Source organism: Streptomyces sp. NPDC127595 (assembly GCF_042671685.1).
Lineage (GTDB): Bacteria > Actinomycetota > Actinomycetes > Streptomycetales > Streptomycetaceae > Streptomyces.
Map to the genome: position 1 here is coordinate 160,396 of NZ_JBHXWK010000007.1, position 15,156 is coordinate 175,551.

Sequence of the window (15,156 nt, forward strand, 5' to 3'; positions counted from 1 at the left end):
TCAGTCCAGCAGTTGGTCGAGCGAGTTCTCCCACTCGTCGAAGAACCCTTCAGGCCACTGGGCGAGCATGCCGTCCTTGTCGATATGAGGGGTGATGACCTCGGCGCCCGAGCCGTTGCCGCGGAAGAAGTGGACGACCGTGTCCTCGGGGCGCAGTACCTCCTGCTTCACCGCGATGCGTACGCCGTTGAGGACGTGGTCGCTGTGCGTCTCGACGATCAGCTGGGCGCCGGTCGCGGCGGCCGCGGCGATCAGGGCAGCCATCCGGCTCTGTCCCTTGGGGTGGAGGTGGGCCTCCGGGTTCTCCAGGAGGATCAGGCTCTCCGGGGTGGCGGTGAGACAGGCGACCACGATCGGCAGCGCGTACGTGAGCCCGAAGCCGACGTTCGTGGGACGGCGTCGGCGCGTGGCGTTGATGCCGGCGGTGCCGCCGAAGCCGTAGGAGAGGCGGACGTAGTCGGTGCCTTCGATGGCGTCGGCCTGGAGGTTGACGCCGGGGCAGAGTTCCTGCATCCAGGCGACAGTCTGGTCGCGGAGTTGGGGTGAGGAGGCATCGGGGTGGCACAGGGGACCGTCAGGCACCTCCCATTCGCCGTAGTGGCGAAGGTAGTTGACGGTGTGTTCGCCGCGCACACCGAGAAACCCGCGGTCGATGGCAATCTGGGTGGAGCGTGGGTAGGTGACGGCCGGGGAAATGCGGTCCGCGTGCAGATACTGGAACGGAGCGGCGAGGGGCGGCGGGGTTCCCCCTCTCACCCACATCCGCATCACGTCCTCGTCGGGCTCCTCCGGCTCATAGAGACCGACGAACTGGAACAGCTCACCTGCACCGACGACGAACCCGACCACGGGAACATCGCTGCCCGTAAGGTCTTCCGCAGGGGCGAAGTCGTCGTGCAGGACGTCCCGTGCACTGCCCAGCTCCACCAACTCACCGTTGAGCAGCAGTCCCGGCCCGCCGCTGTCGATCGACTGACGGAGCAGGGCGATGGCCTGGAGAACGCTGCTCTTGCCGGACGAGTTCAGGCCCGTGAGCAGGGTCAGCGGCCCCAGCGGCAGCTCAACGCGGCGGAACGCCTTGAAGTTGACCAGGGTGAGTCGGGTGATCACTGTCGGGGGTCTCCGTGGTCGAGGAGGTCTTCGAAGAGTTCCTGTACGGCGTCGAACCGCTTGCGCACCTTCTTGGGGTCGCCCGTGGCCACGGAGATGGACCGCTCGAACTCGGTGTCCTCCATGAGGTCCGCGAAGGCGTCCAGCGTGTCCAATTGGCTCAGCCGGTCGAGCTGCTCCGAAGTGAGCTCTGCCAGGTTCACCGCGATGGTCTCGAACAGGGCCTTGTTGATGGGCGACTTGCGCTGCTGGCCCGCACGGTACTTGCGGAAGGCATGCGGTCCGAAGATTCTCTCGGCCGCGTGCATGGCCATGCGGAAGTCTGTCTTCAGATCCTCCGCGTGCATGTTGGAGAGACGGTTGATGTGGTGCATGGCATCCGCCAGGAACCCGTCAAAGTCACCGGTGCGGTACTCGGCCGGCAAAGTCATCCGAAACGCCAGGAACCGCAGAACCATCTCACGGTCGGCCATCCGGTCCCCGACCACGCTGTTGCCAGTCGCCCGGCGGAACGCCTCGGACCCGGCGAGCTCGGCGAGGAAGGTCCTGGAGCGGCCCGGGATCAGCGCGTGCCGGATCTCCTGCCGGGTAAGGGGTTCGCCGCCGGTGTTGATGCGGGCAAAGATGTTGAACATGACCGGTTCGGGGGTCCCGCGCCGGATGACATGGACGACGACCTCTGTCTCGCGCAACCGGATCTGGAGTTTGCCGGAGAGATCCTGAAGACCCGCTCCCTTGAAGTTCCGCAGGTACTCAAGGCCCGTCAGCTTCAACGGCCGGGCATTGACCAGTTCGGCGTCGAAGAACCGCGCGATGGACGTCAGACGCTGGATGCCGTCCACGATGGCCCAGCTGCCGTCCTTCTGCTCGGCGGCGTAGAAGGACGGGATGGGGATGCGCAGCAGCAGCGACTCGATCAGGCGGCTCTGCTTCTCGTCGGTCCAGATACCGGCCCGGCGCTGGAAGTCGGGAGCGAGGTCGATCATCTCGTTGCGGAGCCGGGAGAGCAGCAGGTCGACCGTCGAGTTACGGGTCTCGATGTCGATGTGCTCGGGGTCGAAGGGCGAGGTGATCTGGTCGGCGCCCTCCTCGGTGTCCTCCCGCTCGACGTCGGTGGGCTGGCCGTCGGATCCGGTCTCCCTAGCCATGAGCTCGTCCAGGGTGGGGTAGCCGTCCTCCCCCGGAGCCTCCTGGTATCGCTCGTAGACCGACCGCCGGTCCCGTGTGCGCCCCTGGCTGCTGTCCTCCAGCGCGGCCATGTCGTCTCGTCGCCCTCGCCCTCGTGTTCCGTCGGGTCTCGTCAGTCGGTCCTGGTCGTCCCTCACCTTACCGGCCGTGATCCCGCGGTGACGGGCGAGCGGTCGGAAGCGCAGTGCGGGCACAGTTCGGGCTCGTCCGGCGCCAAGGGCTCTGTGTCCCCGGTGGGAAGCTCGGCCGTCTCGCCGCCGGACGAACTGACGCGGCGCAGGTCGGCGGCTCGGAGCAAGGCATCCATGAGCGGCCGGAAGACGGTGGCCGCGCTCATCACTCCCGTGAGCACCAGCAGTTCTGAGGCCAGCCCCTCGCCCCGGAAGACGAATGCCCCGCCGAGGAGGCCCACGGCCACGGCGAGCCTGCCCGCCCCCGCCAGCAGCCGACTCCTGAGCGGTTCTGCCACCCCCGCTCCCGCGTCCGTTTCCGGCGCACGTGTGAGGAGGGCGGCATCGACGATCACCAAGCTGGTGCGCTCGGAACGCGGTACGCAGCTGTGGCTCAAGGCGCTTGCGACGAGCCGGGAGAGGTCGCGCACGGCGGTGTCGCGGTCGGGGCCCTCGCCGAGCAGGTAACGCTGGTCGGCGTCGGCGAGTGCGGCGATCAGGCGTTCCGTCGTCCCGCGCACCCGCGCGCGGGTGGCGGACGGCATCCTGCGGGTCGTGTGCCGTGCCTGGGCTCGCAGCGCTTGGCACAGGCGGGCGTGGGCCCTGGCGTGTACGTCGAGCGCCGAGTCCTGTGGGCGGCGGCCGTCCGGCAGGAGAAGCAGTTCCAGAAAGCCGACCGCGTCCTCCGTGACGGTCCCGGCCGCGTCAGAGACCGCGACGGCGCGCAGGTCTGCGGCCATGAGTGCCAAGGAGACCAAGCCCATGCCGGCGACAGCCGCGCCCATCCAGAGAGGCGTACTCACAGTCGGCGCGAACGATCTCAGCCACCCGAACGGCAGCACGGCGACCAGGAGGGGTACGGCCTGGAGCAGGACCGAGACGCACCGGCCGGCGACGATTCGGTGCCACCGGTCGACGAGGTGGCTCCTGTCCGGCCTGCCGTCCGCCGGTACGCCCTTGCCCTCCAACGCGTCGAGCAGTGTCTCGACGCGCTTCTCGCAGGCGGTGCGCCAGATGCGCCGCACGCCGGGCAACCGGCACACGACCTTGCCGAGCACCCGGGAGCGGCTCTGCCACAGCGCGACGATCCACACCGCCTCGTATGCGGTCCACCAGCCCCAGAGGAAAGCGCAGTTGTCGAATGCTATCCGTGTCATGACGGCCAGAGTCGCAGACGGCACTGACAGTCACATCAGGGCGACTTCGCACCAGACGGTCTTGGTGTACGGGTCTCCGCAGGTCATTCCCCAATGCGTGGACAGGGCCTCCACGAGGAGGAGGCCTCGGCCGGAGTCCCGGTCGGGAGACGGCGGAGGGAAGGTGCCGGGGGCGGGAGGGCGGCGGGTGGGGCGGGCGTCCGCGACCTCGATTCGGAGGGTGGGGTGCTGCCCCTGCTGCCCCGGGTAGACGGTGAGGCTCAGGCGGAAGTCGCGGCCGCGTACTCGGCCGTGCAGCGCCGCGTTGGTGGCGAGTTCGGAGACGAGGAGGGTCGCCGCGCGGTTGGCGTCAGTGTCGTACGGCCAGCCCCAGCCGTGGAGTTGCTCGGCCGCGAGGTGACGGGCGAGGCGGGCGCCTCTGGGGGTGGCGGAGAGGCGGAGGGTGAAGTGGTGGGCGGGGGTGGGGTGTTGGGTGGGTCCGGGGTGAGGTGCCGTCGAGTCGGCAATATCGGCGTTCATGTCACTCAGCGTGGTCACCTGTCTCTACGCTGACCAGTGACGAAGTCGGTACGTGGCGTCACTGTCCGGGTGTTGTCCGGCTCTGTCCGGGCGGTGTGGCGTTGCGCCGTGCGTCGGCGGGGCGTTGGGTACGAGCGGCGTGTGTGGAGGTGGGCGAGCGTGAGCGGTGCAGGGCAGGGTTCGCAGAGCGGTGACGGGATGGAGCCGTTCGATGCCGACGACGAGGAGTCGGCGGCGGTACTGCGGGCGGTCGGCAGGATGCTCAAGATGTGGCGGGAGCGGAAGGGGCTCACGCAGGCGGAGTTGGGGGCGGCCATCGGGTACAGCGAGGAGCAGGTGTCCTCGGTGGAGCGGGGGCGGCGGGCGCCGAGTGAGGCGTATCTCGACGCGGCGGACAAGGCGTTGGGCGCCGGGGGGATGCTCGCCGCGCTGAAGAAGGACGTGGAGGAGGCCCGGTATCCGAAGAAGGTGCGGGATCTGGCGAACTTGGAGGGGGAGTCGGTCGAGATCTGCACCTACGACAACTCCGTCATCAACGGCCTGCTACAGACGCCGGAGTACGCGAGGGCGCTGTACGGGATGCGGCGTCCGCCCTTCCCCGAGGAGGAGGTCGACCGTCTCGTCACGGCGCGCATGGCCCGGCAGAAAGTCTTCGACCGGCAGGCAGCCCCCGTCTTCAACTTCGTTCAGGAGGAGGACACACTGCTCCGTCCCGTCGGAGGCAGAATGGTGATGCGGAAACAGCTCGAACGCCTGTTAGAGGTCGGTCGGCGGCGGAGCGTGGAAATCCAGGTGATGCCCACGGACCGCGAGGACCATGCTGGTCTGGCAGGCTCGTTCCAACTGCTGCGGCTCAAGAAGGGGGACACGGTGGGACAGAACGAAGTCCAGCTCGTCAGTCGACTGATCTCCCTCCCCAAAGAGATCCAGATCCTTGAGATCCGCTACGGCAACATCCGCGCCCAGGCTCTCACGCCCCGTGAGTCGCTGGCCTTCATCGAGAAAGTGCTGGGAGAGACATGATGTCCAACCCCTCAGAGGGGAACGGTTCCCTGCTGAAGTGGTTCAAGAGCAGCTACAGCACGAACGACGGCCCAGCGTGCGTGGAGGTCGCCTTCGCCCCCCAGGCCATTCACGTACGGGACTCCAAGCGCGTCCAGGGCCCCCAGCTCGCCTTCGACGCCCAGGAGTGGGCCACCTTCGTCTCGTACGCCGTCGATCACTGACGTACGACATGCTGACGCCCCGCGTCCGGTTCCGTACCGGGTGCGGGGCGTCGGCGTATCCCGGTCAGGTGGACGGCGGAGTCCACGTGCCCTTGTCGATGGCCTCCTGAAGCCGCGCCGAGAAGTAAGCGTGCGCCTCTCGCATTTCGGTCTCGCGGTTCGCCTTGTAGAAGGGGGGTGTGTAGCCGTCCGGCGGGTCCTTGCGTTCGCCGTCGAGATGGGCGAGGAGTTGTTCGTAGTGGTCCTTGGTCTGGCCGTGGCCGTAGGTGTAGCGGTTGCCCGCGATGCGACGCTCCTCGGCGTCGAACCAGGTCACCGCGTCGAAGTCCTGCATGATCGGAAAGCGAGCCTTGTACATGGCGGCCAGTGAGTCGGCGTCCACGCCGAGCCAGACGGCAACCAACGCATCCAACTCAACCAGTGCGGCACGACGGGCGCGTTCGGTACGCAAGGGCGTTTCACGCGTCCACTGCGGACCGACCTCGTGCAAAGGCTGGAGCTGGGGCCACTCACAGGCCCACGGCTCGTAGGCTGTCCAAGTCGGGTCGTAGAGCTCGGACCAAAGCGGCGCGTAGGCGGAGGTCAGGCAGTTGAGCCGCAGTATGCGGAGCAACATGGCCGATGCCAATGGGTGCGGCGCCACCGGGATCGGCAGCCGTCCTGCCTGGCTCACGTCCAAGTTGGCCACACTCGTCGTGCGCAGCAGATAGTCCACTGGGACGGACGCCCAGAATCCGGCCGTGAGGGCGGTCAGACGGTTGTCGCCCAAGTAGGTGCTGCGCATGCCATCGATGTGAGCTGGGCCTGGAGGAATGATCGCCTCGTAGAGGCTGCGCTCCGTATCCGGGGCGATCATCTTCCGCCACGCCACCCGGTAGAACTTCGTGTAAGCCCGAGTCGACCGCCCCACAAAGTACCGATCGACATCATCGCCCCCGATCTCGTCCTCCGGCACCCCCCGAGCCCCAGCCAACACCCGCTGAGCCTCAGTCGCCGCCTCCTCCGACGCCCGCAGCCCCGCCAGCCCGCCCCTGTCGAGCCACCGGTCCTGCTTCTCGGCGTACTTCTCCGGCGTTGCGACGCGCACGTACTCCGTCTCCGGCACCGCGTCATCGGGAATCACCAGGTGGTTGAGGCCGAGCACCTCGCCGCCACCCTGGCTCGGTTGCTTGAACAGCGGGTTGGCGAGCCCGAGTTGGGGTCCCTTGAGGATGACGTCGTCCCACCTCTCGGGCCGGAAAAGCGAGCCGTCTTCCCTCGGAAGGTTGTAGTCGATCAGCCCATCCCTCTTGGCAAGCGTCTCGTTGTAGCCCGAGGAGATCGGCGGCTTCAGCGGGCCCAATCGCGCTGGATAGTCCGCAAGCGCTCTGATGGCCTCCCCCTCTGCCACGCTCACCGGCGACAGCAGTCTTCCCTGCTCAACCGGCTGGTCCTCGTCCCCGGTCAACCGCTGCCACTGCGCCAATGTCTCCCGGTCCACCCGGATGATCCGCTTGAGATGCGGCCGCTCGTCCCACGTGTCCCCGTACCGCACACCCGGATCGGGCCCCGACCCATCGTGCTGCGCGGACAGCCGCAGCGCGTCCACGGAGAACAGCCACGAGAGGTGGTCGAAGCCGATTTCGCCCTCGGCTCCGTAGATGTGCAGCCCGAAGTGGCTGGACCGGCCGACCGGGGGCGGGAAGAAGCGGTTGCCGGCATTGACGAAGTCGCCGTGCACACGCAGCCGTTTGTACGCAGCCGCCCGCAGCAGCCCGTCCTTGTCGCCGCTGAAGTGAGTGTCGGGGTGAATGAGCCCGACCGTGCCGTCACGCCCCGCATGAGTCCAGGTCTGGCACATGAACGCCCGGTACAGGTCGGGCCGGGTACCCCCAAGTACGGGATACACAACCGACGACCCAAGCTGGCTCGACACCCCCATGATGGCGACGAGTTCGTTCAGGAAATAGGCCCGCGCCTCGGCCCCCTTGAACAGCTCGGCCACCCGAACCTTCCGTACCGCCGCGCTCGGCTTCTCCGTGAGCATGAACCACGGGTCCCGCTCGGCGAGAACGGGATCCTCCTTCCACTCGGGCCGCACCCACGGCGGATTCCCCACCTGCAGATCGAACCCCCCGGCCGCCCCCGCAAACACATGCGCGAACTGCAACTCCCAGTGGAAGAACCCCATCCCCTCATCCGCGCCGGCGTCATCCCGGTCCTCGCTCCCGGCCACGTCCTCCACCGTGTCCAGCCACGGAAACCGCGCCTTCAACCGGAACGGCGAGTCCATCCCCATGAACCCGTCGAGGTTCACCTCGAAGTCCCGCAGCGCGCCCAGGTTCGCGAACTCGGCCACCAGAGAACCCGCCGGCACGTCCTTCGCCCCGAGCGCGCACTCCAGGAAGTCGATCCAGTCATCCAGCGTGGCGAGGGGGATCACCTCACGCCGCCCGGCCGCCTTCTTCCGCGGCGACTTCCTACCCGTGCCCGTACCCGTTGCCGGAGCCGTCTCCTCCCCCATCTCCAGCTGCTGGGGAAGCCCGTCGTCGAAGAGGCTGTCCTTCACCCACGTCTGATCCCCGGGCGCGGGACCGGCCACCTCTGCCGCCACCTCCATCTCCACCGACGGCGACTCCTCGGCCCCGGCGTCGCCACCATCGCCGTACGACATCGACGACCCGATCCCCGGACCGGCCAGCTCCTCCACTCGGTCCAGCGGCCAGAACCACAGCGCGCACCACACGTCCATGACCGTCTTCAGCCGCCAGTACGGCGTCCCAGGCCGCGTGAGGTCGCCGTAGACGACCTCCTTCGGCACCGCCCGCTCGGGATGGTCAAGCCAGTCCGCACCCCAGACGTCGATCTCACGCGAGATCTCCTTCTCGGACTGCTTGAGCCGCTCGACGACAAGCCCCCACAGGAACTCGGCCCGCCGCGCGACCCCTTGGAGCCGGCGCCGCTGTGTCACCGTCTTCGGCGCGCGCTGGATGCCGGACCGCCACTTCTCCATCCGTTGGACGGCCGCCTTGTCCAACTCCTCGGCGATCTTCTTGGACTTGGCGTCGCCGACCACCGCTCCCCAGCCGAGCGCGGGCAGCAGGAAGTGATGGACCGCCCCTTCGGGCAACTCGCCGTCCCGGAAGGGAAGTTTCTTCGGGGCGAGCGTGTCCTTCTTCGACAGCCACTTGCCCTTGCCCAGCGCGTCCTTGTCGTAGATCCTGCGGCCCGCGCCGATGAGGGAGTTGCCGCGCCGCAGGTGCAGGCCGAACCAGGGGGCCTGCATCCCCGGGTGCATGGTGTTCAACCACAGGGACACCTCCGCCAGTTCCACCGCGGTGGCGTTGAGGTCGACGCCGTAGGCGTTGTGGAGGGCAACGTACGCCTTGACCTTCTGGAGTTCCACCGTCCGCTGGTCGGGGTCGATCTCCACCCCGGTCTCGTGCTGGCGGCGTTTCAGATACTCCACGGCGACCTGGTTGATCGCCTCGTTGAGGAAGGCCCCCGAGCCCAGCGCCGGCTCGCAGATCTTCCACTCCAGCAACTCCTTCGCGGACGTAGTCGCGTCGAGGCGGTGCTTGAGGGCCAGTTCGACAGTGACCTGGGTCAGGGAGTCGGGCGTGTAGTACGACGCCGTGTTCTCGCGGTCCCGGCCCGCCAGCCGGTAGACGAACGAACCCGGCGGGTACTCGGCCCGCTCGGTCAGGCCGGTCTCGTCGTTCTCCCGCTGGACGAACGCCTCGCTCGGATAGTCGTTCGCGCGGGACTCCGGGATCATCCAGCTGCCCTTGGAGGGATCGCCGCCCTTGGCGACCTCGAAGAGGGTCTCCTTGGCGATGAACCCGGTGTACGACATCAGTCCCTCGTACACCGCGCCCAACTGGCTGATGCCCAGCTTGGCGTAGGAGATGAAGCCGCCCCGCTCGCCCTTGCGGCCCTTGGTCAGCATCAGGCGGCGCAGGACCTTGTAGAGGGTGGCGTTGCGCAGCCTGGTGTCGAAGAACTCCGGTCCGGCGGAGGGATCGTCTTCGTCGTACTGGGGGTTGGGGACCTTCGGGCCGATCAGAATGATCGCGCCCGGCTCGAACAGGTCCGAGCGCAGCGGCTCGAAGCGCAGGCCGACGTCCTCACTGCGGCGGGCCCGGCGTTCCCGCTCGAAACGGCGGGCCCGCAACCAGAGTTGAGCCTCCGTCAAGTCCGTTCCCGTCGCCGCGAGTTCGGCGGCCTCCGCCTGTTCCGCCGCGCGGTCCGCCGTCTCGGCCTCCCGGTCCTCCTCTTCCGTGCCGTGCGGGCGGTGGCCCTTGTTCACCATGTGCGTGAGCAGGTCGATCGACTGGTACAGGTGGAAGCCGTCGCGGGCCGTGGAGCCGACCAGGTCACGGACGGCCAGGTCGCCGAGGCGCTGAAGGCCGTATCCCGCCCCGTACTCCGGGTAGTCCGAGGGGAGGATGCCCAGTTCGGGGCGGGCCTCGGCGTAAAGGAGGAACAGGATCCGGTACAGGTACCGCAGCGACTCACGCGTCAGCCGACGGGCCAGCCGCTGGGGATCGTCGAGGTGAGCCGGGGTCACCCCCTGCTCGGACAGCCGCTTCAGCACGGCCTGGGCGATCAGCTCGACCGAGTCCTTGAGGCCCTCGCGGAGTTCCGTCGAGACGCCCACCGCGTGCTTGCCCGACTTGGAGACCAGGTCGTCCAGCGGATTCGTGCCGCCGGTCTCCGGGACGCGGAGCGAGTCCGCTCCGAACAGGGCGGCGATCGTGTCGAGTTCGCCGCCGGGGCGGTCGTCCCGGCGTTCCAGGGCGGAGTCGAGGCTGACCGCGAGGTAGCGGCCCTCGCTCCAGGCGGTGCGGTCCGCGAGGACGACGACTCCGCCGACCAGGACGAGGACGTACCGAGGGGGTTCGTCGGTGGCGAAGAGGAAGCGGACCAGGGCGTCGGCGTCGGTGAGCGGGTCGCCCTGCTGGATGTCGACCGGGTGCAGGAGCCGGCCGGGGCCCGCGGGATCCCGGGCGGCGTCGGGTTCGGCGGCCCACCCGCAGGCGATCGCGACCAGGCCGGGTTCGGCGTGGGCGACCTCGATGTCGTAGGTGCGGCCCGCGCGTTCGACGGTGAGGGTGGCCGGGGCGGGGGTGTAGCCGAGCGCGCGCAGGACCCGGTCGTGGACGTCCTCGACCGTCTTGGTCCAGCGGGCGTCGTCGTGGGTGCGCCAGCCCGACTCCTCCTCGGGAGCGTCCACTTCGGCCTGGGCGCGCTCGGCCAGGAAGGCGCGGTTCGCGAAGTACGGGGTGCGCAGCGCCCGCAGGCCCTGGCGCGGGGTGAGGATGCGCGGCTCGTCCGCCGGCTTCTTGTTCTCCTCGGCCTCGCGTTCGGCCCAGCGGGCGAGCAGCCTGTCCTTCGCCTTGAGGTCCTTGGGGAGGACTTCGGCGAGGTAGTGCGCGGAGAAGTAGTCGCCGTGGTTGACCAGGGAGTCGTACGTCACGTCGAGGACCGTTTCTGCGGATGGTTCTGCGGGTGGCTTTGAAGGGGGGCGTCAGGCTCGGTCGAGAACAGCCAGGACGCGCAGCAGGGGACGGCCGGTGGCGCTGAGCTTGTCGGCCAGTTCCGTCTGGTGGCGGATGGTGTCCTGGACGATCCGGCCGGGCAGCAGGGACTCCTGCTGCCAGCGGCCGAGGCGCGCGCGGTAGTCGTCGAGCTGGGCGCTGATCTGCCGGGTCCAGGCGTCCTTGCGTTCTTCCAGGTGGTCGCGGGCGGCGGCTACGGCGGCCGGGACGAGAGCCTGAAGGGCGGGCAGGTCGCGGGGCGGTGCCGGGTTGGCCATGTCGGGGACGACGCCGGCCTCCGCCAACGCCTCCGGCATCGGCAGCACCTCCGGGGCGCCGGGCAGGCCACGGACGGCCATCCACTCCACCACCGTGGGGCGGCCGAGCTTGTTCGAGTAGATGCCCTGGACGAGGAAGGTCGGGCCGGGTGCCGAGGGGGTGAGGAGAACAGGTGCCTGCTGGCGGCCGAGCTGCACCAGAACCTTGTCGACCAGCCACTCCACCAGGGGGTGGATGTCGGTGAGGTAGCCGATGGCGGGCCAGCTGGAACCGGACTTGCCGCGGGCCTCGTTCAGGCTGTGCTGTCCGAGGCCGCGGTCGAAGGTGACCATGAGCCGTTCCTTCAGCTTCCGCTCCCGCAGGTAGTCGGGGGGCAGCAGGTCCAGGCGGTGGAGGAGGTCGGGTGCCTTGGCGGTGGCGAGGCTGACGTAGGGGGCGGGTTCGCCGACCGGGCCGTTGTGCGTGTGCTCGGAGAGGTCGAGCGCGTCGTGCGGGCGCTCGTCGTAGACCTCGTCCAGGGCCGCCCGGACGAACGCCTCGGTGTCGCCGTCGAACAGCGACGGGACCTCGGCCTTCGGCACGGGGCGGTGCTCGGGCAGGACGGACGGCTGGGAGAAGAGCGCCGTCAGCGGATCGCCGGGGGTGGGTGAGGCGGCGAGGGACTCCTCGACCGTGCGGCCGGCGAGGAGGTCCTTGACCAGGCGGCGTTCCTCCTCCTCCGCGCGGTACAGGCCGGTGACCGCCTCCGCCGTGCCGTCGAGACGGTAGGCCTCCTCCTCGCGCTCGAGGAGCTTCTCGGCGACCGTACGGTCGTCCTTGGCGCCCTCGGTCACGGAGTGCAGGATCAGCGCGCGGAAGCGGGGGTTGTACAGCTGGCCGTAGCGGTCGATACGGCCGTTGCGCTGCTCGATGCGGATCAGCGACCACGGGATGTCGTAGTGCACGAGGTCGTGGCACTGGCGGTGCAGGTTGACGCCCTCGGAGGCCACGTCGCCGGTGAGGAGGATGCGGACGGGGTGATGGGCCAGACCGAAGGCCTCCACGACGTCCATCTGCTCCTTGTCGGACAGGCCGCCGTGCATGACCTTCACGGCCTGCTTCGCCTGCTCCGCGGTGAAGCCGAGCCGGGCGGGGACGACCTCGGCGAGCCACTTCAGTGTCTCGACGCGCTCCGAGAAGACGACGACGCGGGTGGCGGAGCCGGGCCGTACACCGATGTCGGTGAGCTGCTCCACGAGGGCGTCCAGCTTGGCGGAGTCGCCCGGTGTGCCGGCCTTCCCGATCGCGGAGGTCAGCGTGAACAGGCGCTCCAACGCGTTGAGTTCGGTGGCGATGCGGCCCGCCGCCGGGGTGCCGGGAGCCGTTTTCGCGGCCTTGCTCCTGAGGTTGTCGCCGCGAGTGGTGACGGTCTTGGCGAGCGCCCGGTGGGAGGAGAGGAACGCCTTCAGGAGCGTGTACGGGAAAAGGCGGTCCTCGGTGAGCGTCGTACGGCCGGTGGACGCTTTACCGAACTCGGTGGATGTGTCCGGGGCCGGGATCCAGTGCTCCGTGAGCTCCGCGAAGATCCGCTCCTCGGCATCGGTCGCGGTGCACGGCACGGAGACGGTGGGGTCGCGGTCGGCCCACTTCTTGCCGATCTGGTCGCGGACCTCGGGGTGGACCTTCGTACGGCGGATGAAGAGGTGGCTCAGATCCTTCTCGGCGTCGTAGGAGTTCGGGTCGGCGATGGCGGCCGGGTCGAGCAGGCTGATCAGCTCGGCGAAGGACTTGCCGTCGCCGTTGTGCGGGGTCGCGCTGGCCAGCAGCAGGGCGTCGGTGTTGGGGGCGAGGACGCGGGCGAGGGCGTTGCGCTGGCTGCCCCGGTTGATGAGGTTGTGGGACTCGTCGATGACGACCGCGTCCCAGTGGATCTTCTCCAGGTGGTGGCGGTACTGCCCGATGTTCTTGAGGGTGTCGACGGAGACGATGACCCGCTTGTAGTGGGTGAACGGGTTGCGCCCGGCCGGGATCTCCCGCTGGATGCGTTGGATGCCGACCGAGTCGAGGCGGATCAGGGGGATGGAGAAACGGGTCCACAGTTCGTGCTGGAACTGCTCCAGGACGTGTTGCGGGGTGACGACGAGGATGCGTTCGCCCCGGCCCCGGCGGATCAGTTCGGCGAGGGTGAGGCCGATCTCCAGGGTCTTGCCGAGGCCTACGACGTCGGCGATGAGCAGACGGGGGCGGAGGTTGGCGAGGGAGAGGGCCAGTTCGGCGGGGCGCTGCTGGTAGCTGAGCGGGTCGGCGAGGAAGCGGTCGGCGAGCGCCAGGCCGCGTTCGGTCTGCGGAAGCGGGGTCTTGCGCAGCAGGGCTTCGAGGAAGAGACGGCTGCGGCGGAAGTGGTCGGTAGGGTCCTCGACGAGTTCGGTGTCCTCAGGGTCGAGGAGTTTGACCCCGTCGCCCGCCAGCCGCTCGATCTCAGTGAAGAAGACGGCCGGTTCGTCGCGGACGAACTCCGAGACGCCGACCGCCTCGATCTTGGCGCCGTCAGGGCTCGGGGTGACGTTCTTGACCAGCCACTCCTCGTCCCGGACGAGGATCTGGGCCCCCGGCGGGAACCTGCTCTCCGAGGCATCCACCGCCTCCAGGACCGCCGACTGCTCCGGCTGGTGGGTCACGCTGCTGCCTCCGTGTCCTGCGCACACTGTGTCTACCGTCGCCCTGAAGCGGGCGAATACCGCGCAAGTCTTCCACGGCGTTTGGCGTCCGTGCAGGTCGCTGTGGGAAGTGGGCTCCCTGTGGGCCTTCGGTCAGTGTCCACCCGTTCGGGCCGGGGTGAAGGAAGCGTCCCGGGCGTAGGCGGAGCGCAGGGTTTCGGCGATGTTGTGGGCCACGGCAGCGTCCGGTGTGCGACCCCGGGGCGCCGGGACAGGAGCCGGTGGCCGGGGCGTGGGCGGCGGGGGAAGAACGGCGGCGGGAACCGGTGAGTCGACTGTGACCGGTTCCTGCACAGGATGCTGCGGGGCCGGGTCGACGACTGTGGGCACATCGTCGGCGATCGGTCCCGGCGGCGGCACCAAGCGGCCGTCGGCGTGCGGGGCGGTCCGTGTGATCAGCCGCTGTCGGGCCTGCCGGGCCGTGACGTCCGAGGCGGTGAGGATCGCGACCAGTGCGGCGGTGACCTCCGGGAGGGTGGGCCGGTCCGCCGCGTCGAACGCGAGCATGGAGGACACGACGGGCACCACTTCCTCCGGCAGTCCCGTCAGATCCGGAGCCTGGTTCGGGTCGCCGATCCGCGCCGCGACCACGAGCCAGTTGTCACCGTCATACGGGTAGTGGCCGGTGGCGGCGAAGAGCAGCACCACCCCGAGGGCATAGACGTCCGCTGCGGAGGTCAGTTGGTGGCTACCCTCCGCCTGTTCGGGCGGCATGCACAGCACACTACCGACCACAACCCCCGTTGCGGTCAGTGTCGTACGACGTTCCGCGAGCACGGCCAGACCGAAGTCGATCACCTTGGGACCGTCCGGGCCCAGCAGGATGTTCTGCGGCTTGAGGTCCCTGTGCAGGAGCTGCGCCTGGTGGACAGAGGTGAGCCCCTCCGCGAGCAGCGCCCCGAGGCTGGCGGTCTCGACGAGGGGAAGAGGACCGTGCTCTCGGACATGCCGCAGCAGGTCCGGGCCGGGGACGTAGTCGATGGCCAGCCACGGCTGGTTGCCCACCGGGTCGGCGTCGGCGAAGGCTGCCACGCGCGGACCGAAGACCTTCTTCAGGTTCTCCACCTCGAGGACGAACCTGCTGCGCGTCTCGGTGTCCAGTACGGACGACTTGATGACCTTGACCGCCACTTGCTGGCCGGCGGGCGACTCACCGAGATACACACGCCCCATGCCTCCGGCGCCGATTCGGCCGCGCAGGACATAACCCCCGATCTGGCTGGGGTCATCACTTCTCAGCGGTTCCACGACGCCCTCGATCCCCCTCGACGTCCAGCTCGCAGCCCTCGCCA

9 protein-coding genes are annotated in these 15,156 nt (G+C 68.9%); 2 read left to right on the forward strand and 7 right to left on the reverse strand.

Going from position 1 to position 15,156, the window contains the following annotated elements:
- The 4 genes from ACFVKT_RS23360 to ACFVKT_RS23375 all read right to left on the reverse strand — a co-directional run bounded on the left by ACFVKT_RS23360 (position 1) and on the right by ACFVKT_RS23375 (position 4,144).
- Complete coding sequence (locus ACFVKT_RS23360; protein WP_385734474.1) at positions 1-1,110, reverse strand: DUF3696 domain-containing protein; 1,110 nt, start codon at positions 1,108-1,110, stop codon at positions 1-3.
- Positions 1,107-2,369 (reverse strand): DUF262 domain-containing protein, encoded by a 1,263-nt coding sequence (locus ACFVKT_RS23365; RefSeq protein WP_385734476.1) that lies wholly within the window; start codon positions 2,367-2,369, stop codon positions 1,107-1,109. Before ACFVKT_RS23365 ends, ACFVKT_RS23360 begins: the two co-directional genes overlap by 4 nt.
- Before the next feature lie 62 nt (positions 2,370-2,431).
- Complete coding sequence (locus ACFVKT_RS23370; RefSeq protein ID WP_385734478.1) at positions 2,432-3,625, reverse strand: hypothetical protein; 1,194 nt, start codon at positions 3,623-3,625, stop codon at positions 2,432-2,434.
- A gap of 30 nt (positions 3,626-3,655) precedes the next feature.
- Positions 3,656-4,144 (reverse strand): ATP-binding protein, encoded by a 489-nt coding sequence (locus ACFVKT_RS23375; RefSeq protein WP_385734480.1) that lies wholly within the window; start codon positions 4,142-4,144, stop codon positions 3,656-3,658.
- A 198-nt stretch (positions 4,145-4,342) separates the two neighbouring features.
- Here ACFVKT_RS23375 and ACFVKT_RS23380 point away from each other — a divergent pair, with 198 nt between their 5' ends.
- Positions 4,343-5,167, forward strand: coding sequence for a helix-turn-helix domain-containing protein (locus ACFVKT_RS23380; RefSeq protein WP_385735012.1), 825 nt, complete (start codon positions 4,343-4,345; stop codon positions 5,165-5,167).
- Positions 5,167-5,370, forward strand: coding sequence for a DUF397 domain-containing protein (locus ACFVKT_RS23385; protein WP_385734481.1), 204 nt, complete (start codon positions 5,167-5,169; stop codon positions 5,368-5,370). Before ACFVKT_RS23380 ends, ACFVKT_RS23385 begins: the two co-directional genes overlap by 1 nt.
- 64 nt (positions 5,371-5,434) lie before the next feature.
- Here ACFVKT_RS23385 and ACFVKT_RS23390 read toward each other — a convergent pair whose 3' ends face one another.
- From ACFVKT_RS23390 to ACFVKT_RS23400, 3 genes are all read right to left on the reverse strand, one after another.
- Entirely contained in the window at positions 5,435-10,828 is a 5,394-nt protein-coding gene (locus tag ACFVKT_RS23390; protein ID WP_385734483.1) for a hypothetical protein, read from the reverse strand.
- A gap of 51 nt (positions 10,829-10,879) precedes the next feature.
- Positions 10,880-13,825, reverse strand: coding sequence for an SNF2-related protein (locus ACFVKT_RS23395; RefSeq protein WP_385734485.1), 2,946 nt, complete (start codon positions 13,823-13,825; stop codon positions 10,880-10,882).
- 132 nt (positions 13,826-13,957) lie between these two features.
- The gene (locus tag ACFVKT_RS23400; protein ID WP_385734487.1) at positions 13,958-15,112 is read right to left on the reverse strand and encodes a serine/threonine-protein kinase; all 1,155 of its coding nucleotides are present in this window, start codon (positions 15,110-15,112) and stop codon (positions 13,958-13,960) included.
- Between the last annotated feature and the right edge of the window lie 44 nt (positions 15,113-15,156).